Genomic DNA, 20,590 nt, shown 5'->3' with positions numbered 1-20,590 from the left:
CTGGATGGAGAGTGCCCATGTCGCGCTACCTTTTTTTATCCCTCTGCATGATTTTTTCCGTGGTTCAGGCCGACGAAAAAACCACTGCAAATGATGCCCACGATCTGGCTTACAGCCTCGGTGCCAGCCTCGGTGAACGACTGCGTCAGGAAGTGCCGCAGCTCCAGATCCAGGCGCTTATCGAAGGTCTGCAACAAGCCTATCAAGGCAAGCCGCTGGCACTGAGCGAGGCGCGCATCGAGCAGATCCTGGCCGATCACGAATCGCAGACAGCCGAGCAGGCAGCCATGCCTTCGACTGAAGCGGCGATGGAAAACGAGCGGCGTTTTCTCACCGCCGAAAAAGCCAAACCGGGTGTGAAGGAGCTGGCCGACGGCATCCTGTTGACCGAGCTGACGCCGGGGAATGGCACGAAGGCCGGCCCGGATGGAAAAGTGCAGGTGCTGTACATCGGTCGACTGCCCGACGGCACCGTGTTCGATCAGAACACCCAGCCGCAGTGGTTCAATCTCGACAGTGTGATCGCCGGCTGGCGCACCGCGCTGCAGAACATGCCGGTCGGCGCGAAGTGGCGTCTGGTGATCCCATCGGATCAGGCTTATGGCGCCGACGGTGCCGGTGACTTGATCGCGCCGTTCACACCGTTGGTGTTCGAAGTGGAATTGCGCGGCGCGACCAGTTGATCGCCCAATAAAAAACGGTGCGCCTGGGGCGCACCGTTTCTGTGTCTTGCGAGTTTCGATTCAGGCCTGAACCGAATCCTCTTCCTTGTGTGCGGTATGCAGCACTTCGATCAGGCAGTCTTCCAGTTCGAAGCGTTCGTGGAGCAGACCGCCCAGCTCCTTGAATTTCTCCGCAACGCATTTGCCTTCATCGCAAAGGTCGTTGAACGCGAGCAGTTTTTCGGTGATGACATCGATCCGCGGATAGATCGTCTCGGCCAGTTCCAGGCCGCGCTTGTCGTTGAACGCCTTGGCCTCGCCAGTGAGCTGTTCGTAGATTTCGAAGTGGCCGGCCGAGACGTAATCGACCAGCACGCCGCAGAACTCCTGCAAGGGCTTTCGATCCTCGGACAGCGCTTGAGGCTTGGCGCCCAGCCTGTCATAGGCAGCGATCAATTCCTCACGCTCCTGCAGCCAGCGGTCGATCAGCAGATGAACTCCACCCCAACGTTCCTGAGCATTCTGACAACTTTCGAGCATGGCGATCTCTCTTCCCTTGTGGGTCATGCTGCCCTACACCCGCGCCCCTTCTTGTGGCTATTGCTTTGAGAGGCGGCCGGGCAGAGCGTCATCGAGCAACATAATTCCAATGACACGTGCGGGCCAGATTATGCCCGCACGCCTATGGCTTCAAGGTACGCAGGAGAGAAAGTTCATACAAGTGTTTAATCCCTGACCAGCGCCGGGTGCGACGGTTGGCCGCTGAGTGGTCGCTGCAAAGCCATCCAGACCTGTCGCAGCAACTGGTAAGCGGCAAGGATCGACATCCCCACGAAGAACAGCAGGCTCCACTCCGGAATGCTCAGATCGAACAGCGTCCAGGACAATTCCGTGCAATCGGCAGTGTCATTGAACATACGCATCAGTGCGCATAACCACGGCAGGCTGCTGAACAATTCCTGGGGATCTGGCGTGCAATGCGCCAGCCTCTGCAGCGAATCACCTTGCAACAACACTTGCCGCCAAGCCGCCGTCATACCGCCGAGACTGCTCAGCAACACCGTTATCCAATACATGGACAGACCGAAACGCTGAGGTCCATGGATCGCCGCCACTCCACAAAAAACGGTGAGTGCGCTCATGAACAGACGCTGGACCAGGCACAGACTACAGGGCACCAGACCGATTGCGTATTCGAGGTAATAGGAAGCTCCCAGGGCCAGAATCCCCGCAGTGAAAGCCATAAAGAACAGGGAACGTGAGCAGGCCAACGACATGGCTTATCCGTAACAATAAAGACAGGCAGTTACGGTAGAGGAAAGGGCCTTGGGCTTTCAAGGCAGGTCAGTGACGACACTTCACCAGAAGTGTAGGGAAATCCCGACAGACGCAGAAGGATTCGGTGTAGTCCGATGTAGGACTTTGCTCAGGAGGAGATTTACCGGTAACTATTCAGTCACCGGGTAAAAAAGGAGGAGCACGCTCCTCCTTTCTGATCACGCTCGAACGGCTACAGGCAATGGCGCAGCCAGCAGGCGTTCATCCAGCATACCGAGACCTTCCTGGAACAGCAGGTTGCTGCGCTCGGTATCACCCAGTCGAGCCAGCAGACGTGCCAACTCGGCGCACGCTTCCGGATTGCGCTGCACTCGCAGGCTGCTTTCCAGATAGTCCCGCGCCTTGCCCCACAGACTGGCTTGCAGGCATAAACGGCCCAGCGTCAGCAGCAGGCTGGCATCACCCGGATGATCCTTGAGCCAACCTTCAGCCGTCTGCAACTGACGCGCCGGATCGCTGCCTCGCACCAGACCATAAAGGCGCGCCAGATGACTGTCGTACTTGCGCTTGAGCGCCGTGCGCAGCACTTCTTCCGCTTCGACCTGTGCACCCAGCTGGCGCAGCTGCTCGGCGTAGGCCAGCACCAGCGCAGGTTCCTGACGCTGGGCAGACGTCAGTTGCTGCCAGGCCCGATTCAGCGACTGCAAACCGACCGCACCGTCCTCTTCACGCTGGGCCGCCAGGGACAGGTTCTCCCCCCAGGCGCGACGCTCGAGCTCGGTCAGCTCGGCCGGCGGAAGGACTTTGTCCTTGCGCAACTCCGGCAACAGGCGGATCACCGATGACCAGTCACCGCGCTGCTGATGCAGTCGCTGCAAATGGCGCAGGGTCTGGACATTGTGCGGATGGCGCTCGTGCATCGCCTGCAAGGTGACCAGCGCCCCATCGGTATCGCCACGATCGGTCTGCAACTGCGCATGGCTGAGGGCGATCGCCAGCTCGGCCTGCGGCTGACGTTCGAGGGCGCGCTCCAGCAGGCGATCGCTTTCCTCGTAGTTGCCTTGTTCGTTGGCGGCGCGGGCTGCACCCAGGTAATACAGCAACGGTTGACGCTCGGCCTCGGCGGCCCGGTAAAGATGACGCTGGGCACTGGCCCAGCGACCCTCTGCCAGGTCAAGCTGACCGTGCTCGATCGCCACCTGCACGCGACGGCTGCGGTTGCGGCGCGACCATGGATTGACCACGCCGCCGGAGGTCAGCACCAGCTCGACCAGCGCCTTGATGCCCCAGACCAGCAGCCACAGCACCGCCACCAACGCGAGGGTCGCCCACAGGCTCGATTCATAACGAAAGCTTTTGTAGGCGACCAGCACGTAACCGGAATGCTCGGCAATCGCCAGGCCGAGGGCCGCCGTCGCCGCGATCACCAGAAACACGATCACATACAGGCGCTTCATGGTGTCGCCTCCTGCGCGGTGCTGGCGGCCGGCTTGGCGAAGGGTTTCACCGACTCTTCGGCGTTGACGTTACGGCGCTCCAGGTACGCCTGCACCGCGCTCAAGGTTCCGGCGAGATCCGGCGTGTTGACGGTAACCGGCTGCTTGCTCAATTCCGCGACCTGCTCGAGCATGATTTTGCTCTGCGGGTTGTCCGGGTTGAAGTTGCCCGTGAGGACGTCACGCGCTTCTGCCAGCGCCTGGGTGTACACCGGCGCCTGACCGTTGAGCGCGGCCCATTGCGCCTGCTCGAGCGAAAGGCTCAGGGCCAGGCGCACCTGGCTCAGACTCTGGCCGGCGAGCAGCGGCCGGACGTTTTTGTCGGCGTTGAAATCGATGCGGATGTAGCGCGAGATCTGATCCCACCATTGCGCCCAGCGACTGGCGCCGTCGCCATCGGAAGTCAGGCCCAGCAGCGAATCGCCGCGATCCTTGTACTCCGGCGCCAGCTCGGTGAGGCCGATGACCTGATCGCGCAAGGCGCCCAGGCGCAGGAACAGCCCGGTGCGATCCGGCTGCTCGGTACTGCGCAGCGCCACCAGGGTTTTCGCCACTTGCTCGCGGGCGGCGAACGAGCCGGGATCATTCTGCTCGCGCAGGATTTCATCGGCCCCCTGGACCAGCGCCTGGGCGCTGCTGATGTCCTGCAGGGCGGAAAGACGCAGGCTGGCCAGACGCAGCAAGTGCTCGGCCTCGGCCAGACGCCAGTCCTTGCGGCTGGCACCGAGGACGGTTTCCAGACGTTGATTGAGGCGCTGCTGATCGCCCTGAAGTTGCGTCACCAGACGCTGGCGTTCGGCAAGCTCATCGGCGCCGGGCAATTGCCCGAGGCGCTCGGTCAGTCGTTGCTCATTGAGCTTCAGGGTCTGTGCCTGATCGCTCAATGCCTGAACCTGACTCAATTGATTTTGCGTGTTGACCTGCAGATGTCGCACCTGCCAGACACCCCAGCCACCCACCGCAACACCGGCGGCGCCGAGCAGCAGCGCGAGAATGGCCAATCCGTTGCCTCGGCGCGGTTCCGCGGCCGGTGGCGGTGCATCAACCGGCGCATCGATCACAGGTTGAACGTCATCTTTAGGCAAGGCTGTTTCGCTCACGTATCCATCCTTTGCATTAGAGAACGGGCACGGGATGCTCCCGTAACGCCGTCAGCAAGGCCGCAGCACTGGCGCCGCGACAATCCACAACTGTTCGGGCCCCGGCGGCATGTGCCTGCTCGGCGACTCTTGGGCTTGGAACAAACAACGGCAACTGCGCAAGTACAGGCCAGCTGTCGCCGGCCAGTTGGCGCAGGTGCTCGAAACCCTGTCCACTGCTGACCACCAGCCCGTTCAGGCGTTCCGCTGCAATCCTGCGGGGCAGCTCCTGCGGCGGATAGTCCGGCAGGTCGCGACGGTACAACTCCAGATATTCGACACTAGCACCAAGCGCGCGCAGGCGCTCGGCCAGCAGCTCGCGTCCGCCCTCCCCGCGCAGGATCAACACCTGCGAGCCGGGCTCAGCCACCGCCGCCAGCAGACGCGGCATTTGCAGCAAGGCTTCGCTGTCGTCACCCGCTTCGGGGAAGCTCACATCCAGCCCGCGATCGCGAAGGATAGCGGCGGTCGCCGCCCCCACGCTGAACCACGGCATCGTCGGCGTCGCCATACCCAGAGCGTCGAGCAGATCCACCGCGATCCGCGCCGCCGGCTTGCTGACCACGATCACTGCGCTGTAACGCGGCAGTTGCGCAATCGTGTCGCGCATTGTGTCAGAGGCCGGCAGTGGCGTGATTTCCAAAAGCGGCAGACAGCTGCTGAAAATCCCTTGTTCGGTCAGCACGGCAGCGAGCGCCGAGCAGTCTTCCGCCGGGCGCGTCAGCAGCAGGCGCCAGGCGGTCACTCGTGACCTGCCTCGCCGTAGACTGCCTTGAGAATATCGTCAGCGCCCTGGCCGAGCAGGTCTTCGGCAACCTGTACACCGAGCGTCTCGGCTGCCGTACGCGGTGCACGGGCTTGTGCGCTGAGCAGTTTGCCGCCGCTCGGTTCGCCCACCAGACCGCGCAGCCACAACTGATCGCCTTCGAGCACGGCGTAACAGGCGATCGGCACCTGGCAGCCGCCATTCAGGTGCTTGTTGAGCGCCCGTTCGGCGGTGACACGTTCAGCGGTGTCGGCGTGATGCAGGGGTGCGAGCAAGGCGTGGATTTCAGTGTCGGCGCTGCGGCATTCGATACCGACCGCGCCCTGACCACCGGCCGGCAGACTGTCGTCGACGCTGATGGCCGAGGTGATGCGATCTTCGAAACCGAGGCGGATCAGGCCCGCTGCCGCGAGGATGATCGCGTCGTACTCGCCGGCGTCGAGCTTGGCCAGACGAGTATTGACGTTGCCACGCAGGAAGCGGATTTCGAGATCCGGACGGCGCGTCAGCAACTGCGCCTGGCGGCGCAGGCTGGACGTGCCGACGATGCTGCCGGCTGGCAACGCATCGAGGCTGGAATACGTATTGGAGACAAACGCGTCACGCGGATCTTCGCGCTCGCAGATGCAGAACAGACCAAGGCCTTCAGGAAAATCCATCGGCACGTCTTTCATCGAATGCACGGCGATGTCGGCTTCGTTTTCCAGCAGCGCGGTTTCCAGTTCCTTGACGAACAGGCCCTTGCCGCCGATTTTCGACAGGGGCGAATCAAGCAGCTTGTCGCCGCGACTGACCATGGGCACCAGCGTCACCAGCAGGCCCGGGTGGGCGGCTTCCAGACGGGCTTTGACGTATTCGGCCTGCCAGAGGGCCAGTGCACTTTTGCGGGTGGCGATGCGGATTTCGCGAGAGGACATGGATCAATCCGTACTGAATAGATACGGCGGATAATAACAGCTCAGCCAAATCCACTTTGACCTGAATCAGATACGGCGTGGCCTCCCTGGCCTGCGGTGCCTGGTGAAAGGAACGAAGAACCGCCCGGAGCCCGCGGATTAAAGCCCCTGCATCATTTTGCGCACGCCCGCCACATGCCGGCGGCTGACGATCAGCGCGTCACCGTTCAAGCCCTTGAGGAACAACTGGAAGTGGCCCAGCGGTGTCCGTTGCAGACGCTCGATGCGGTCGCGGGCGACCAGCGCGTTGCGGTGAATCCGCACGAAGCGCTCGCCGAATTCGTCTTCCAGCGCCTTGAGCGGTTCATCCAGCAGGACTTCGCCAACTTCATGACGCAAGGTCACGTATTTGTGGTCGGCGATGAAGTACACCACCTGATCCAGCGGGATCAGTTCAATACCTTTGCGGGTACGGGCGCTGATGTGGCTGCGCGGGCCGTTACCGCTTTCGGCGGCAGGACGGGTCAGGGCCGAGAGCTGGGCCCGGTTGGGACGTTCGGCCCGCTTCAGGGCGTCTTGCAGATGTTCGGTTCGCACGGGTTTCACCACATAGCCCACGGCGCTGGCCTGCAGGGCTTCCACGGCAAATTCATCGGGACCTGCGCAAAACACCACGGCCGGCGGGGTTTCGCGTTCGCACAGACGGGCAGCCACCTGCAGGCCATCGAGGCCCGGCATGCGGATATCGAGCAGTACGATATCCGGCTTGTGGCTGTCGATCAGTGCCAACGCCTCTTCGCCATTGGTGGCGCTGGGCTCCAGGACTGTGTACCCCTCGAGCTCGCTCACCATTCGGCTGAGTCGCTCGCGGGCCAGTGGTTCGTCATCAACGATCAGGACATTCATATTGCGCTGGATTCCTGCGTGAGTCTCGCACAAGGATAGCGTAGACAAGTGGAGTGACGTCCGTCACCGCGATCCACGCTAAGACTAGCGTGAGCGCCAAAAAGTGCCGTACGTCGGCCGGCAATATTTGCCGACACCCGCAACGTACCGCCCGACGCCCGTCGCTGACTGCGTTTTACGCAGGGTATGCCAATGGCCAATACACCCACCCCTCTCTCTTCTTATAGTCGGCGGCCGGATCTTTGCCCGATCCGTGGCCATCCGACCCCTATGTCCTACTGTAGACGCTCGTCGGGGCGATATTGCTCAATCGGAAAATATCCTTGCGCAAATCCCCCGGGGACGCCGACGACTATGGCGTACCGAATGAGAAAAAAACGTATCGACCAGTGTCAGCGACAGGATTGGCAACCCTGTTATTATCCGCGCCAGCGTTTCACGCCTTCTTTCTCCAAGCCGATACGAGCGAATTCATGAGCACTGACAAGACCAATCAGTCCTGGGGCGGCCGCTTCAGTGAACCCGTCGACGCCTTCGTCGCCCGCTTCACCGCCTCCGTCACTTTCGACCAGCGCCTGTATCGCCACGACATCATGGGCTCGATCGCCCACGCCACCATGCTGGCCAAGGTCGGTGTGCTGACGGATGCCGAGCGCGACAGCATCATCGATGGCCTGAAGACCATCCAGGGCGAAATCGAGGCCGGCCAGTTCGACTGGCGCGTCGACCTCGAAGACGTGCACATGAACATCGAAGCACGCCTGACCGACCGCATCGGCGTCACCGGCAAGAAGCTGCACACCGGCCGCAGCCGCAACGACCAGGTCGCTACCGACATCCGCCTGTGGCTGCGTGACGAGATCGACCTGATCCTGAGTGAAATCACCCGCCTGCAAAAAGGCCTGCTGGAGCAGGCCGAGCGTGAAGCTGCCAGCATCATGCCGGGCTTCACCCACCTGCAGACCGCGCAGCCTGTGACCTTCGGGCACCACATGCTGGCCTGGTTCGAAATGCTCAGCCGCGACTACGAGCGCCTGGTCGACTGCCGCAAGCGCACCAACCGCATGCCGCTGGGCAGCGCCGCGCTGGCCGGCACCACTTACCCGATCGACCGCGAATACACCGCGCAACTGCTGGGCTTCGACGCCGTCGGCGGCAACTCGCTGGACAACGTGTCCGACCGTGACTTCGCCATTGAATTCTGCTCGGCCGCGAGCATTGCGATGATGCACCTGTCGCGCTTTTCCGAAGAGTTGGTGCTGTGGACCAGTGCGCAGTTCCAGTTCATCGATCTGCCGGACCGTTTCTGCACCGGCAGCTCGATCATGCCGCAAAAGAAAAACCCCGACGTGCCGGAGCTGGTACGTGGCAAGACCGGCCGTGTGTTCGGCGCCCTGATGGGCCTGCTGACCCTGATGAAAGGCCAGCCGCTGGCCTACAACAAGGACAACCAGGAAGACAAGGAACCGCTGTTCGACGCAGCCGACACCTTGCGCGACTCGCTGCGTGCCTTTGCCGACATGATCCCGGCGATCAAGCCAAAGCACGCCATCATGCGCGAAGCGGCGCTGCGCGGTTTCTCCACCGCCACCGACCTCGCCGACTACCTGGTTCGCCGTGGCCTGCCGTTCCGTGATTGCCACGAGATCGTCGGTCACGCGGTGAAGTACGGCGTCGACACCGGCAAGGATCTGGCGGAAATGAGCCTTGAAGAACTGCGTCAGTTCAGCGACCAGATCGAGCAGGATGTGTTTGCCGTGCTGACCCTGGAAGGCTCGGTGAATGCCCGTGACCACATCGGCGGCACTGCGCCGGCGCAGGTCAAGGCTGCCGTTGCCCGCGGTCAGGCGCTGATCGCCAGCCGCTAAAAGCCAAAAACATCGCGAGCAAGCTCGCTGCCACAGATTTCGCGTAGAACACATCATCGTGATTCAACGCGGAACCCTGTGGGAGCGGGCTTGCCCGCGATGACTGGTTTCAAAACGCTAAAAAAAATCTACTTTTTGGCTGCGATCATCGCCAAAAACGCCGGCATCGCCGCATCCTTGTCCGCGGCAATCTTCTGCACGTGCGGATTCTGCTCAAGCCGCTCCAGCAGCGCCTTGGCCTTCGGCATCTGCGCCAGCAAATCCAGCCCGAACAGCTTGTGCCCCACCGCTGCCGCGAGTGGGACGCTGTAGAGAAAGTACAAATCCGCAATGCTGAGGCTGTCGCCCGCCACATACGGGGCGAACTTGCCGTGACGGCCCAGCGCCGCAAAGCCCAGCAGTAATTCAGCCTTGGTTTTCTCCTTGATCGCTTCCGGCAGCGCCGTGCCGAAAAACGCCTCGCCATAGCAGGCTCGGGCCGGCAGCTCGATGTACAGCTCGATTTCCTTGGCTACCGCCAGCACCTGAGCGCGGGCAAACGGCTCGGTCGGCAGCAGCGGCACGCCTTTACCTACACTCTCGAGGTATTCGAGCATCACCATCGTTTCGTTGATGTAACCACCTTCGGCCCCCAGCACCGGTACCTTGCCGCGCGGGCTGATGGCCAGAGACTCAGGCGTAGGCGTCGGGTAGAACGTGACCTCTTCGAACGGCAGGCCTTTTTCCAGCAGCGCCAGCTTGACCATGTTGTAGTAGTTGCTGACGGAGAATCCATAGAGCTTGAACATCACATAGCCTCCAGGCCGTGCGGGGTGGGCAGTGCCTGTTTATAGATCGCACCAGGGATTCGCGCCAGCAGCATCACGCTGCTGAATGCGGGTAAACTGGCGCCTTTCCTTGAGGAGCCTGCCATGAGCGAGCCGACTGACATCGACAATGATGAAGAAGAGTTCACCGAATCGACGCTGATCGAAGCGATCGAGAACCAGATCGAAAGTGACAACCCGCCAGCGGCCAAGGCAACCTTCAACAAACTGACGCTGGTCGGCTACGAGCGTGACGACATTCTGAACCTGATGGCCCACGTGCTGGCCTACGAAATCGACGCGATGCTCGACGAAGACCGCGCGTTCGATACCGAATGGTACGAAACCGCGCTGCGCGCACTGCCGGAACTGCCAGCGGAAAAGCAGTAAACGGCCCCGCCCTGTGGGAGCAGGCCTGCTCCCACACAATTTGTCACCCATCTTCGCGGCCTTCTGCCGCCCCCTGACTACACTGGAATCCACCCCGGGACAAAAACCCTGATACGCGCACTGGACAGGCCGCGCCGGCAGGTTCACCTTAGGGGCGCTGTCGTCCAATTCCTAGAAAGTCTGGAGTCCTTATGTCGCTTACCCCTGAGTTGGTTGCCGAACTGGAAGTCCTCGCACTCTTCAACCTGGACAGTTCCCAGGAAGGTCTGAAAATTCATCAGACCGCTGCCCCGAAGCACATTGCCGCCGCACAACGCCTGTTCGAAAAAGAACTGACAGACCAGCCTGATGGCGGTTACCTGACCAGCCTAGGTCGCGATGCCGCACAAAACGTGCAAACCGTACTGACGATTCTCAAAGAGCAGCAAACCGCCTGATTCTCCCGACTTTGCCCACGGAAACCCCTGCCACGGGATTTCCGCGGGCCAGCCATGAACGTCCTCCATCGCCGCGCGATAGAAATCTGACGTCAAAAAACAAATTCAGCTTAAAACTCCTGCCGCTCAGGCGCTAAACTCCCGGACATCCGAGACCCCTTGCCTCCGAGCCCTGCGCGCCGGTTTGAGCCGACATGACCCGCACCCATGAAATCCGCCCCGACCTGGACGAAGGCATCGACCGCAAGGTACTCAGCCAGCTACGTGCACGTTTTCTGAAACTCAATGAAGGCCGCCTGAACCGGGCGCTGGAAGGTCTGTCGACGCGCCAGCAAAGCGTGCTCACGCTGCTGCCACTGTTTTTCCACGTCAATCATCCGCTGCTGCCCGGCTATGTCTCGGGCAGTACGCCGGCCGGGCTGTCGAATTACGAACCCGACGCCGATGTGCTGGCCGAAGCTCAGCGGCTGACGCGCTCGTTCTCCTATAAGCCGCGTCACGGCAGCAACCCGCCACGGCCGATTCACGGGCTGTTCCTGATGGGCAGCCTCGGCACGCTGGCCCAGGCCGACCAAAGCGACATGGATGTGTGGGTCTGCCACGCCCCCGACCTGAGCGACAGCGAACTGGCCGAGCTGCGCAAGAAATGCCAGTTGCTCGAAACCTGGGCCGCCAGCCAGGGGGCCGAGGCGCACTTTTTCCTGATCGACCCGGTGCGTTTCGTCAAAGGCGAGCGCGACACCCAGCTCAGCTCCGAAGATTGCGGCACCACCCAGCATTACCTGCTGCTGGACGAGTTCTACCGCACCGCGATCTGGCTCGCCGGGCGCACGCCGATCTGGTGGCTGGTGCCGGTCTATGAAGAACGCGCCTACGATGCGTACACCCACACCCTGATTTCCAAGCGTTTCATCCGCAACGATGAAACCCTCGACCTGGGGCCGATGGCGCACATTCCGCCGGGCGAGTTCGTCGGCGCCGGGCTGTGGCAACTGTTCAAGGGCATCGAATCGCCTTACAAATCGGTGCTCAAGCTGCTGCTGACCGAGGTCTACGCCAGCGAACATCCCCACGTGCAGTGCCTGAGCCTGCGCTTCAAGCAGGCCGTATTTGCCAACCGGCTGGATCTCGACGAGCTGGACCCGTACATGGTGGTCTACCGCCGGATCGAGGAATACCTCACTGCGCGCAACGAGCCGGAACGGCTTGAGCTGGTACGCCGGGCGCTGTACCTCAAGGTCAACCGCAAGCTCACCGGCAACACCCGCACCCAAAGCTGGCAGCGCTCACTGCTGGAAAGACTGGCCAGCGAATGGCATTGGGATCAGCGGCAACTGGCGCTGCTCGACAGCCGCAGCCAGTGGAAAGTCCGCCAGGTCAGCGCCGAGCGCCGGGCGCTGGTAAACGAGCTGAACTACAGCTACCGCTTTCTGACCCAGTTCGCCCGCAGCGAGCAGACCGTCAGCCTGATCAACAAGCGCGACCTCAACGTTCTCGGACGGCGCCTGTACGCAGCGTTCGAACGCAAGGCCGACAAGGTCGAGTTCATCAACCCCGGCATCGCCCCGGATCTGGCCGAAGACACCCTGACCCTGGTGCAATCGCCGAACAAAAAGGAACCGGGCCAAACCCAGTGGGGCCTGTACAACGGCAGCCTGACGGCGCTGGAGTGGGAACACTTCGCGCCGATCAAGCGCAGCCGCGAGTTGCTGGAACTGCTGACCTGGTGCCACCGCAACGGCGTGATCGACAGCAGCACCCGACTGGCGCTGCACCCCGGCACCAGCGATATGAGCGAGTTCGAGCTATTCAACCTGCTCGGCAGCCTGCAACAGAGCATCGCCCTGCCCTTGTCGACCGTTGCCGAAGAACCGCTGTTGCGTGCCGCCGTACCAAGCGAAGTGCTGATGCTGGTGAATGTCGGGGTCGATCCGCTCAAGCATCACCGCGACCTGAACATCCTGATGACCACCGAACGCACGGATTCGCTGAGTTACGCCGGCGTGCGCGAGAATCTGGTGCTGACCCTGGATCAGGTCACGCTTAACAGCTGGAACGAAGTGCTGGTCAACCGCTTCGACGGCCCGCATGCCCTGATGGACTGCCTGCGCGATTACCTCAACAACCTGCCGCGAGGGCCGCAACAGCCATCGCTGCGGGTGCGCTGTTTCTGTCACAACCGCGCGCAATTCATTGCGCGCCGGGTGGAAGAAATCGTCGACACCGCGCAGACCCTGTTGCTCAGCGACCTGAATCACCGCTACCTGATCCAGGTGCAGCAGCATTACCACGTGCTGGAACTGGTGCCGGGCCAGGTCAGCCATGTCGCCCTCGCCACCCTGCCGGCGCTGCTCGATTACCTGGGCGAGGAACAGCCGCGCTACAGCCCGCTGCACCTGGATCCGATGGCACTGGAAGACCACGATCTGGCGTTGATCCTGCCAATGGGCCAGCCCGAATGCATTCAGGTGTTCTACCGGATCACCGAACAAACCGCCGAACTCTACGTACTCGACGAATTCAATGCGCTGTGGCAACAGCATTTGCCCTATCACGACGAGCAAAGCCTGTTGGTGCCGTTGCAGCGGTTCCTGCAATCGATCCAGTTCCGCCGCGAAGCGCTGCTGCCGATGGATTCGGGCCATGCTGCCAGCCTTGAAATCTTGTATTACCAGTTATTGCCATCAGGACCGGGACGCGCGCGACGGGTCGAAATGCGCCCCGCACCGCAGACACCGGTCAATAAACCGTTCTACGACGTACAGGCGATCATCGGCAAGGCCGCGCCCGGCGAAGTGCAGGTCACGCTGTATTGCAATCAACGGGAATTCAGCGAGCTGGAACATGGCGACCAGCTGTTCAGCGTGGTCGCCCGGGAGATCGTCGGGCAGCGCCGGGAAAGCGAGCGCTACCGCTGCTACATCACCGACCTGGACCTGTCGGGTGTGATCGGTGACGGGCAGAGTTCAAGCAATCTGTATCTGCGTTACAAGGCCGACCTGGAACGCTCTCTGAACGAGGCGCTCGAGCAGGTCTGAGGCGGGTTACTCCGGGAAATCACCGCCGTTGGCCGGCTGCGATTCGACTTCGAGCAAAGTCAGTTTCAGGGTCTTGCCGCCCGGGGCCGGCCAGTCGATGTGCTGACCAACCTTCAGGCCCAGCAGCGCACTGCCGACCGGAGCCAGGATCGAGATTTTGCCTTCGTCGGCGTTGGCATGCTTCGGATAGACCAGGGTCAGGTGGTAGTCCTTGCCACTGCTTTCTTCACGGCAGTGCACGCGGGAATTCATCGTCACGACATCGGCAGGTACTTCATCGTGACCGACCAGGGTATCGGCGCGGTCCAGTTCGGTTTGCAGCGCGATCACGCCCGGCAGCGTGTCATCCAGGCTGTCGATCAGGCGCTCCAGACGTTGCACGTCCAGACGGGTAAGGGTGATGGAAGGTGCGGTCATGATCCGGGCAGACTCCTTTCTTCTGCACACAAAAAAAGCAAAACCCCGCCAAAAAAGACGGGGTTTTCACCAGGCCTCGATGGGTTGAGGCGTTTCCGGACACTAACACAGCTCAAAAAATATACAAGCTACGCTCCGGCGAGCTGCCGGCGCTGAGCCGCTTGCGCGCAAATCACCCGGCGGCGCTCGTCATCGGCCGAGCGCCACTCGCGGATGTCTTCGACATGGCGCATGCAACCGAGGCAGACCCTCTGCTCATCCAGCCGGCACACGCCAGTGCACGGCGAAGGCACGGCCGGGCTGACGTTGCTGTAAAGCGGCTTCGGCGGACGGGCAGGCGCAGTATCAGTCACAGAATCACAGGCCTTCGAAATCGAATTCGGTGCCGGCCTGCTGCTTGACGATGCGCTCGAGCATTTCGCCCAGCTGCTCTTCGCTCTTGTCGCACATCCAGCGCTCGCTTTCTTCGTCGTAGTCGAAGTGGAAACCACCGGAGACGGCAGCCAGCCACAGCTGACGCAACGGTTCCTGACGGCTGAAGATCAGCTGGGTGCCGTTTTCGAACTTGACGGTCAGCACACCGGCCGAGTTCTCCATGTCGATGTCCAGGTCGCTGTCGTCGAAGATGTCTTCCAGTTTTTCCTGGGTTTCATCGACCAGATCGTGGAAACGGGCTTCGGACAAACTCATTGCGGCAACCTCAAAAAATGTCTGATCAGGCTCAAGCGCCGCAAGATACGGACGCTGCCAGCCGATTGCAAAGGATAACGACCAAGCGCCCTGCCCGGCGACGAAATATCCACCCGCCACGCGGGAAAAGTTTCCGCGCCGCAGTCCGAGCCCCGCCGGACGGGAGTTCCGTCGCATAGGCAAGCTGCCGGGTGGCCGGTATACTCCGGCGCAATTAACGCATTTTCAAGGATTTCGCCATGAAGCGCCTGATCTCTTCCCTTGCTGCGCTCGTCGCGGTTGCCTGCCTTGTTTCGGCTTGTGGTCAAAAAGGCCCGCTGTACCTGCCCGATGAAGATCAGGACCCGGCCGAGCAAGCCCAGTCTTCGCAAAAGCAGCCTGTCTCCAAGGCACACAAGCACGACGTCTACTAAGGGATCGCCATGGACGCTTTTAACTACCGTGGCGGGGAACTGTTCGCGGAAGGTGTGGCGCTGTCCGCCATCGCCGATCGCTTCGGCACTCCCACCTACGTTTACTCCCGCGCGCACATCGAGGCCCAGTACCTGGCCTACGCCGATGCGCTGGCCGGCATGCCGCACCTGGTGTGCTTCGCGGTCAAGGCCAACTCCAACCTCGGCGTCCTGAATGTCCTGGCGCGTATCGGCGCCGGTTTCGACATCGTCTCCCGTGGCGAGCTGGAACGTGTTCTGGCCGCCGGTGGCAGCCCGGACAAGATCGTGTTCTCCGGCGTCGGCAAGACCCGTGACGACATGCGCCGTGCGCTGGAAGTCGGCGTGCATTGCTTCAACGTCGAATCCACCGACGAGCTCGAGCGCCTGCAAGTGGTCGCCGCCGAGTTGGGCGTTCGCGCGCCGATCTCGCTGCGCGTGAACCCGGACGTCGATGCCGGCACCCACCCGTACATTTCCACCGGTCTCAAAGAGAACAAGTTCGGCATCGCCATCGCCGACGCCGAAGACGTGTACGTGCGTGCCGCGCACCTGCCGAACCTGGAAGTGGTCGGCGTCGATTGCCACATCGGTTCGCAACTGACCACCCTGCCGCCGTTCCTCGATGCCCTCGACCGCCTGCTGGATCTGGTCGATCGCCTCGGCGATTGCGGCATCCACCTGCGCCACATCGATCTCGGTGGCGGTCTGGGTGTGCGTTATCGCGATGAAGAGCCGCCATTGGCCGCCGATTACATCAAGGCTGTGCGCGAGCGCCTGGTCGGCCGTGATCTGGCGCTGGTGTTCGAACCGGGCCGCTTCATCGTCGCCAACGCCGGCGTGCTGCTGACTCAGGTCGAGTACCTCAAGCACACCGAACACAAAGACTTCGCCATCGTCGACGCGGCCATGAACGACCTGATCCGCCCGGCGCTGTACCAGGCCTGGATGGACGTGACCCCGGTCAAGCCACGCGAGACCGCTGCGCGTACCTACGACGTCGTCGGCCCGATCTGCGAAACCGGCGACTTCCTCGCCAAGGAACGTGAACTGGCGCTGGAAGAAGGCGATCTGCTGGCCGTGCATTCAGCCGGTGCCTATGGTTTCGTGATGAGCTCCAACTACAACACCCGCGGCCGCGCCGCCGAAGTGCTGGTGGATGGCGATCAGGCCTTTGAAGTGCGTCGCCGCGAAACCGTGGCCGAGCTGTTTGCCGGCGAAAGCCTGCTGCCGGAGTGACCCCATGCTGCTGCGTTTTACCAAGATGCATGGCCTGGGCAACGACTTCATGGTTCTCGACCTGGTCAGTCAGCACGCACATATTCAGCCCAAGCACGCGAAAATGTGGGGCGACCGGCACACCGGCATCGGTTTCGACCAGTTGCTGATTGTCGAAGCGCCGAGCAATCCGGATGTGGACTTCCGTTACCGGATCTTCAACTCCGACGGTTCCGAAGTGGAGCAGTGCGGCAACGGTGCGCGCTGCTTCGCCCGCTTCGTGCTCGACAAACGCCTGACCGCCAAACGGCAGATCCGCGTCGAGACCAAGGGCGGCATCATTGAGCTGGACGTGCGTAACGACGGCCAGATCGGCGTGAACATGGGCGCCCCGCGCCTGGTGCCGGCGGACATCCCGTTCCAGGCGCCGGAGCAGGCCCTGAGTTATCAGGTCGATGTCGACGGTACGCCGATCGATCTGGCGGCGGTGTCCATGGGCAACCCCCATGCGGTGCTGCGGGTCAGCGATATCAACACTGCACCGGTGCATGAACTGGGGCCGAAAATCGAACACCATCCGCGCTTTCCGGCGCGGGTCAACGTCGGTTTTCTCCAGGTCATCGACCGCCATCGCGCGCAACTGCGCGTGTGGGAACGCGGCGCCGGGGAAACCCAGGCCTGCGGCACCGGTGCCTGCGCTGCTGCTGTAGCGGCGATCAGTCAGGGGTGGATGGATTCGCCACTGTTGATCGACCTGCCGGGCGGGCGTCTGTCCATAGAGTGGGCAGGCCCCGGCCAACCGGTGTTGATGACCGGCCCGGCAGTGCGCGTATACGAAGGACAAGTGCGTCTTTGAGTGAGCAGAAGCCATGACCGATAAGCCTCAGGTACCCACCCGACAGTCCGGTGAATCAGCGTCCGAGAGCCTGGAGGCGGCAGCAGTTGCCGCGTACCTGGAGGCTCATCCGGACTTCTTCGTCGAACATGAAGAACTGTTGCCGTCCCTGCGAATCCCCCATCAGCGCGGCGATACCGTCTCGCTGGTCGAGCGCCAGATGGCCATCCTGCGCGACCGCAACATCGAGATGCGCCACCGTCTCTCGCACCTGATGGACGTCGCCCGTGACAACGATCGCCTGTTCGACAAGACCCGTCGCCTGATCCTTGCGCTGATGGACGCTGCCACCCTGGAAGACGTGGTGATCAGCGTCGAAGACAGCCTGCGCCAGGATTTCCAGGTGCCCTTCGTCAGCCTGATCCTGCTCGGCGACAACCCGGCCCCGGTTGGCCGCTGGGTGACCCACGCCGACGCGCAGACCGCCATCGGCGGCCTGCTCACCGAAGGCAAGAGCGTCAGCGGCAGCCTGCGCGAACATGAGCTGGACTTCCTGTTCGGCGAAGAGCAGCGCAAGCAGATCGGCTCCACTGCCGTGGTCGCCGTCAGCCATCAAGGTATCCACGGAATCCTGGCCATCGCCAGCCGTGACCCGCAGCACTACAAGAGTTCGGTCGGCACGCTGTTCCTCAGCTACATCGCCGAAGTCATGGGTCGCGTGCTGCCACGGGTCAACAGCTCCCTGCGCTCGGTACGCTGACCATGGAACGGCAACTGGACGCTTACTGCGAACACCTGCGCAGTGAGCGGCAGGTGTCGCCGCACACGCTGTCGGCCTACCGGCGCGATCTCGATAAAGTCCTCGGCTGGTGCATCAAACAGAACATCGGCAGCTGGCAGGCGCTCGACATCCAGCGCCTGCGCAGCCTGATCGCCCGCCTGCATGCCCAAGGCCAGTCCTCGCGCAGTCTGGCGCGCCTGCTCTCGGCGGTGCGCGGGCTCTATCACTATCTGAATCGTGAAGGCCTCTGCGATCACGATCCGGCCACCGGTCTGGCACCGCCCAAAGGCGAGCGCCGCCTGCCGAAAACCCTCGACACCGACCGCGCCCTGCAACTGCTTGAAGGTGCGGTCGAGGACGATTTCCTCGCGCGGCGCGATCAGGCGATTCTGGAGCTGTTCTATTCCTCCGGCCTGCGTCTGTCGGAGCTGACCGGGCTCAATCTCGATCAGCTCGATCTGGCGGACGGCATGGTTCAAGTGCTCGGCAAAGGCAGCAAGACACGCCTGTTGCCGGTCGGCAAAAAGGCCCGTGAAGCATTGGAGCAATGGCTGCCGCTGCGGGCGCTGACCAACCCGGCGGACGACGCGGTATTCGTCAGCCAGCAAGGCCGACGCCTTGGCCCGCGCGCGATTCAGGTGCGGGTCAAACTGGCCGGCGAACGCGAGCTGGGGCAGAACCTGCACCCGCACATGCTGCGGCATTCCTTCGCCAGCCATTTGCTCGAGTCCTCCCAGGACCTGCGCGCGGTGCAGGAACTGCTCGGCCACTCGGACATCAAGACCACCCAGATCTATACCCACCTGGACTTCCAGCACCTGGCGGCGGTCTACGACAGCGCCCATCCACGGGCCAAACGCATGAAAGGCGATGATTCATGAGCATCCAGTTGATCACCTTCGACCTCGACGACACCCTGTGGGACACCGCCCCGGTGATCGTCAGCGCCGAAGCGGTTTTGCGCGAATGGCTGAGCGAACATGCGCCGAATCTGGGCGCGGTGCCGGTGGAACATCTGTGGTCGATCCGCGAGCGGGTGCTGGCCAACGAGCCGGGATTGAAGCACCGCATCAGCGCGCTGCGCCGACGAGTGCTGTTCCATGCGCTGGAGGAAGCCGGATACGCCCATGGCGAAGCTTCGGATCTGGCAGACAAGAGTTTTGAAGTGTTTCTGCATGCGCGGCATCAGATCGAAGTGTTCCCGGAGGTGGAGCCAATCCTGGAAACCCTCGCGAAACACTACGCACTCGGTGTGGTCACCAACGGCAACGCCGATGTGCGTCGTCTCGGGCTGGCGGACTACTTCAAGTTTGCGCTGTGCGCCGAAGACATCGGCATCGCCAAGCCGGATGCGCGACTGTTCCATGAAGCGTTGCAGCGCGGTGGCGTGAGCGCCGAGGCGGCGGTGCATATCGGTGACCACCCGGGGGACGACATCGCCGGGGCGCAGCAAGCGGGATTGCGTGCGATCTGGTTCAACCCGGCCGGCAAGGTCTGGGAAGCGGAGCGCCTGCCGGATGCCGAGATTCGTAGCCTGAACGATCTGCCCGCGGTGCTCGCCCGCTGGAACAGCCGCGGCTAACTTTCTTTCGCCCATGAAAAAGCCCGCAGCGACGGCGGGCTTTTTCAGCAAGCGAGCGACACGCCTCAGATAGGGCGGCTGCCGTACTTGTTGTCCGGTTTCTTGGGCGGATCGGCGACCACGTTGGCCTCCACTTCCTGCACCTTGCCGCCGCGTGCAAGGAACTCTTCCATGGCCTTGGCCAGGGCATCGCGCTCCTTGTTCTTGGCTTCGATGCTCGGCAACTCGTCGACCGACACCGCAGCCTTGGCCTTGCCTTTGGCAGCCGGGGCCGGCGTATCGTCACCGCCATCGTCTTCAGCAACGTCTTCCGCTGCTGCTTCCAGACCGTCTTCGGCCTCGTCTTCGTCGCCTACTTCGAGGTCGTCGTTTTCCAGATCATCGTCGCTCATGTTCTACCTCATGACTTGCGAAAAGCAGATTAGTTATAGACCAGCTTTGACGACTGTCGAAAGTCGCCGGAAAAAAATCGGTAACCATTGGTGACCAACGGTTTATGCCCCTTCACCGTGCAAGGTGGCGAGGACTTTACGGGCCCCGCCATGATCACGGTGCTCGCCCAGATAAACGCCTTGCCAGGTACCCAGTGCCAGTCGGCCCGCCGTTACCGGCAAACTGATCTGACAGCCCAGCACGCTGGCCTTGAAGTGCGCCGGGAGGTCGTCCAGGCCTTCGTCGTTATGCTCATAGCCGTCTGCTCCTTGTGGGATCAGACGATTGAAAAATCGTTCGAAGTCGCGACGTACCGCCGGATCGGCGTTCTCGTTGATGGTCAACGACGCCGAGGTATGCTGCAGCCACAAATGCAACAGACCGACCCGGCATGCCTTGAGTTCAGGCAGGCCGGCGAGCAACTCGTCGGTCACCAGATGAAAGCCCCGGGGCCGCGCCCGCAGGGTTATCAGAGTCTGTTGCCACATACAGTTCTCCGCACGTTCGGGGCGCATTCTAGCG

At 62.1% G+C, this 20,590-nt stretch carries 24 protein-coding genes; 11 read left to right on the top strand and 13 right to left on the bottom strand.

Features of this window, described 5'->3' with window-relative positions; translation table 11 throughout:
* Window positions 1-17 precede the first annotated feature (17 nt).
* Window positions 18-683, top strand: a complete 666-nt coding sequence (locus QLG12_RS22900) for an FKBP-type peptidyl-prolyl cis-trans isomerase (RefSeq protein ID WP_197867126.1) — start codon at window positions 18-20, stop codon at window positions 681-683.
* Between the two features lie 60 nt (window positions 684-743).
* On the opposite strand, the gene QLG12_RS22895 is transcribed toward QLG12_RS22900, so the two are convergent.
* From QLG12_RS22895 to QLG12_RS22865, 7 genes are all read right to left on the bottom strand, one after another.
* Window positions 744-1,202, bottom strand: a complete 459-nt coding sequence (locus QLG12_RS22895) for an Rsd/AlgQ family anti-sigma factor (RefSeq protein ID WP_041475458.1) — start codon at window positions 1,200-1,202, stop codon at window positions 744-746.
* Between the two features lie 185 nt (window positions 1,203-1,387).
* Complete coding sequence (locus QLG12_RS22890; RefSeq protein ID WP_085653943.1) at window positions 1,388-1,939, bottom strand: disulfide bond formation protein B; 552 nt, start codon at window positions 1,937-1,939, stop codon at window positions 1,388-1,390.
* A gap of 219 nt (window positions 1,940-2,158) precedes the next feature.
* Window positions 2,159-3,397, bottom strand: a complete 1,239-nt coding sequence (locus QLG12_RS22885; RefSeq protein WP_282475274.1) for a heme biosynthesis protein HemY — start codon at window positions 3,395-3,397, stop codon at window positions 2,159-2,161.
* A complete protein-coding gene (locus QLG12_RS22880; RefSeq protein ID WP_282475273.1) occupies window positions 3,394-4,536 on the bottom strand; it encodes a uroporphyrinogen-III C-methyltransferase in 1,143 nt (380 codons plus the stop codon). Before QLG12_RS22880 ends, QLG12_RS22885 begins: the two co-directional genes overlap by 4 nt.
* A gap of 16 nt (window positions 4,537-4,552) precedes the next feature.
* The gene (locus QLG12_RS22875; protein WP_282475272.1) at window positions 4,553-5,320 is read right to left on the bottom strand and encodes a uroporphyrinogen-III synthase; all 768 of its coding nucleotides are present in this window, start codon (window positions 5,318-5,320) and stop codon (window positions 4,553-4,555) included.
* Entirely contained in the window at window positions 5,317-6,258 is a 942-nt protein-coding gene (gene hemC, locus QLG12_RS22870) for a hydroxymethylbilane synthase (protein WP_282475271.1), read from the bottom strand. Before hemC ends, QLG12_RS22875 begins: the two co-directional genes overlap by 4 nt.
* A 138-nt stretch (window positions 6,259-6,396) precedes the next feature.
* Window positions 6,397-7,143, bottom strand: coding sequence for a LytTR family DNA-binding domain-containing protein (locus tag QLG12_RS22865; RefSeq protein WP_282475270.1), 747 nt, complete (start codon window positions 7,141-7,143; stop codon window positions 6,397-6,399).
* 473 nt (window positions 7,144-7,616) lie between these two features.
* On the opposite strand from QLG12_RS22865, the gene argH reads away from it, so the two are divergent.
* Entirely contained in the window at window positions 7,617-9,011 is a 1,395-nt protein-coding gene (argH, locus tag QLG12_RS22860; RefSeq protein ID WP_064379888.1) for an argininosuccinate lyase, read from the top strand.
* A gap of 128 nt (window positions 9,012-9,139) precedes the next feature.
* On the opposite strand, the gene QLG12_RS22855 is transcribed toward argH, so the two are convergent.
* Window positions 9,140-9,799 (bottom strand): glutathione S-transferase, encoded by a 660-nt coding sequence (locus QLG12_RS22855; RefSeq protein ID WP_236192270.1) that lies wholly within the window; start codon window positions 9,797-9,799, stop codon window positions 9,140-9,142.
* 123 nt (window positions 9,800-9,922) lie between these two features.
* Here QLG12_RS22855 and QLG12_RS22850 point away from each other — a divergent pair, with 123 nt between their 5' ends.
* The 3 genes from QLG12_RS22850 (at window position 9,923) to QLG12_RS22840 (ending at window position 13,682) form a co-directional block, all read left to right on the top strand.
* Window positions 9,923-10,207, top strand: coding sequence for a hypothetical protein (locus tag QLG12_RS22850; protein ID WP_197867121.1), 285 nt, complete (start codon window positions 9,923-9,925; stop codon window positions 10,205-10,207).
* A 191-nt stretch (window positions 10,208-10,398) separates the two neighbouring features.
* Window positions 10,399-10,644, top strand: coding sequence for a TIGR02647 family protein (locus tag QLG12_RS22845; protein ID WP_007951883.1), 246 nt, complete (start codon window positions 10,399-10,401; stop codon window positions 10,642-10,644).
* A 194-nt stretch (window positions 10,645-10,838) separates the two neighbouring features.
* Window positions 10,839-13,682 carry a class I adenylate cyclase gene (locus QLG12_RS22840; RefSeq protein WP_282475269.1) on the top strand — a complete coding sequence of 948 codons (2,844 nt, stop codon included), beginning with the start codon at window positions 10,839-10,841 and terminating at the stop codon, window positions 13,680-13,682.
* 6 nt (window positions 13,683-13,688) lie between these two features.
* Here QLG12_RS22840 and rnk read toward each other — a convergent pair whose 3' ends face one another.
* From rnk to cyaY, 3 genes are all read right to left on the bottom strand, one after another.
* Window positions 13,689-14,099, bottom strand: a complete 411-nt coding sequence (rnk, locus tag QLG12_RS22835) for a nucleoside diphosphate kinase regulator (RefSeq protein WP_064379882.1) — start codon at window positions 14,097-14,099, stop codon at window positions 13,689-13,691.
* 128 nt (window positions 14,100-14,227) lie between these two features.
* On the bottom strand, window positions 14,228-14,452 hold the full coding sequence (locus tag QLG12_RS22830) for a DUF1289 domain-containing protein (protein WP_282475268.1): 225 nt from the start codon (window positions 14,450-14,452) through the stop codon (window positions 14,228-14,230).
* A gap of 4 nt (window positions 14,453-14,456) precedes the next feature.
* Window positions 14,457-14,789: an iron donor protein CyaY gene (gene cyaY, locus QLG12_RS22825; RefSeq protein ID WP_007951887.1), complete on the bottom strand. Its 333-nt coding sequence runs from the start codon at window positions 14,787-14,789 to the stop codon at window positions 14,457-14,459.
* Between the two features lie 239 nt (window positions 14,790-15,028).
* Here cyaY and QLG12_RS22820 point away from each other — a divergent pair, with 239 nt between their 5' ends.
* Genes QLG12_RS22820 through QLG12_RS22795 form a run of 6 tightly spaced genes read left to right on the top strand, consistent with a single transcriptional unit; the run spans window position 15,029 to window position 19,636 of the window.
* Window positions 15,029-15,202 (top strand): lipoprotein, encoded by a 174-nt coding sequence (locus tag QLG12_RS22820; RefSeq protein WP_007951888.1) that lies wholly within the window; start codon window positions 15,029-15,031, stop codon window positions 15,200-15,202.
* A gap of 9 nt (window positions 15,203-15,211) precedes the next feature.
* Complete coding sequence (gene lysA / locus QLG12_RS22815; RefSeq protein ID WP_007951889.1) at window positions 15,212-16,459, top strand: diaminopimelate decarboxylase; 1,248 nt, start codon at window positions 15,212-15,214, stop codon at window positions 16,457-16,459.
* Between the two features lie 4 nt (window positions 16,460-16,463).
* Complete coding sequence (gene dapF / locus QLG12_RS22810) at window positions 16,464-17,294, top strand: diaminopimelate epimerase (RefSeq protein ID WP_085606073.1); 831 nt, start codon at window positions 16,464-16,466, stop codon at window positions 17,292-17,294.
* Between the two features lie 13 nt (window positions 17,295-17,307).
* The gene (locus QLG12_RS22805) at window positions 17,308-18,033 is read left to right on the top strand and encodes a DUF484 family protein (protein ID WP_282475267.1); all 726 of its coding nucleotides are present in this window, start codon (window positions 17,308-17,310) and stop codon (window positions 18,031-18,033) included.
* A gap of 2 nt (window positions 18,034-18,035) precedes the next feature.
* Window positions 18,036-18,935, top strand: coding sequence for a tyrosine recombinase XerC (xerC, locus tag QLG12_RS22800; protein ID WP_103385881.1), 900 nt, complete (start codon window positions 18,036-18,038; stop codon window positions 18,933-18,935).
* The gene (locus QLG12_RS22795; protein ID WP_197867119.1) at window positions 18,932-19,636 is read left to right on the top strand and encodes an HAD-IA family hydrolase; all 705 of its coding nucleotides are present in this window, start codon (window positions 18,932-18,934) and stop codon (window positions 19,634-19,636) included. Before xerC ends, QLG12_RS22795 begins: the two co-directional genes overlap by 4 nt.
* Before the next feature lie 65 nt (window positions 19,637-19,701).
* On the opposite strand, the gene sutA is transcribed toward QLG12_RS22795, so the two are convergent.
* Together sutA and QLG12_RS22785 are read right to left on the bottom strand one after the other, a co-directional pair.
* Complete coding sequence (gene sutA, locus QLG12_RS22790) at window positions 19,702-20,028, bottom strand: transcriptional regulator SutA (RefSeq protein ID WP_007951900.1); 327 nt, start codon at window positions 20,026-20,028, stop codon at window positions 19,702-19,704.
* Between the two features lie 102 nt (window positions 20,029-20,130).
* Window positions 20,131-20,556, bottom strand: a complete 426-nt coding sequence (locus QLG12_RS22785; RefSeq protein WP_011336526.1) for a secondary thiamine-phosphate synthase enzyme YjbQ — start codon at window positions 20,554-20,556, stop codon at window positions 20,131-20,133.
* Window positions 20,557-20,590 lie beyond the last annotated feature (34 nt).

This window comes from Pseudomonas sp. V88_4 (assembly GCF_029967985.1).
In the GTDB taxonomy this organism is placed as follows: Bacteria; Pseudomonadota; Gammaproteobacteria; order Pseudomonadales; family Pseudomonadaceae; genus Aquipseudomonas; species Aquipseudomonas glycinae.
Note: the sequence above shows the minus strand (reverse complement) of the source record. Positions and strands in the feature narration are given on the sequence as shown.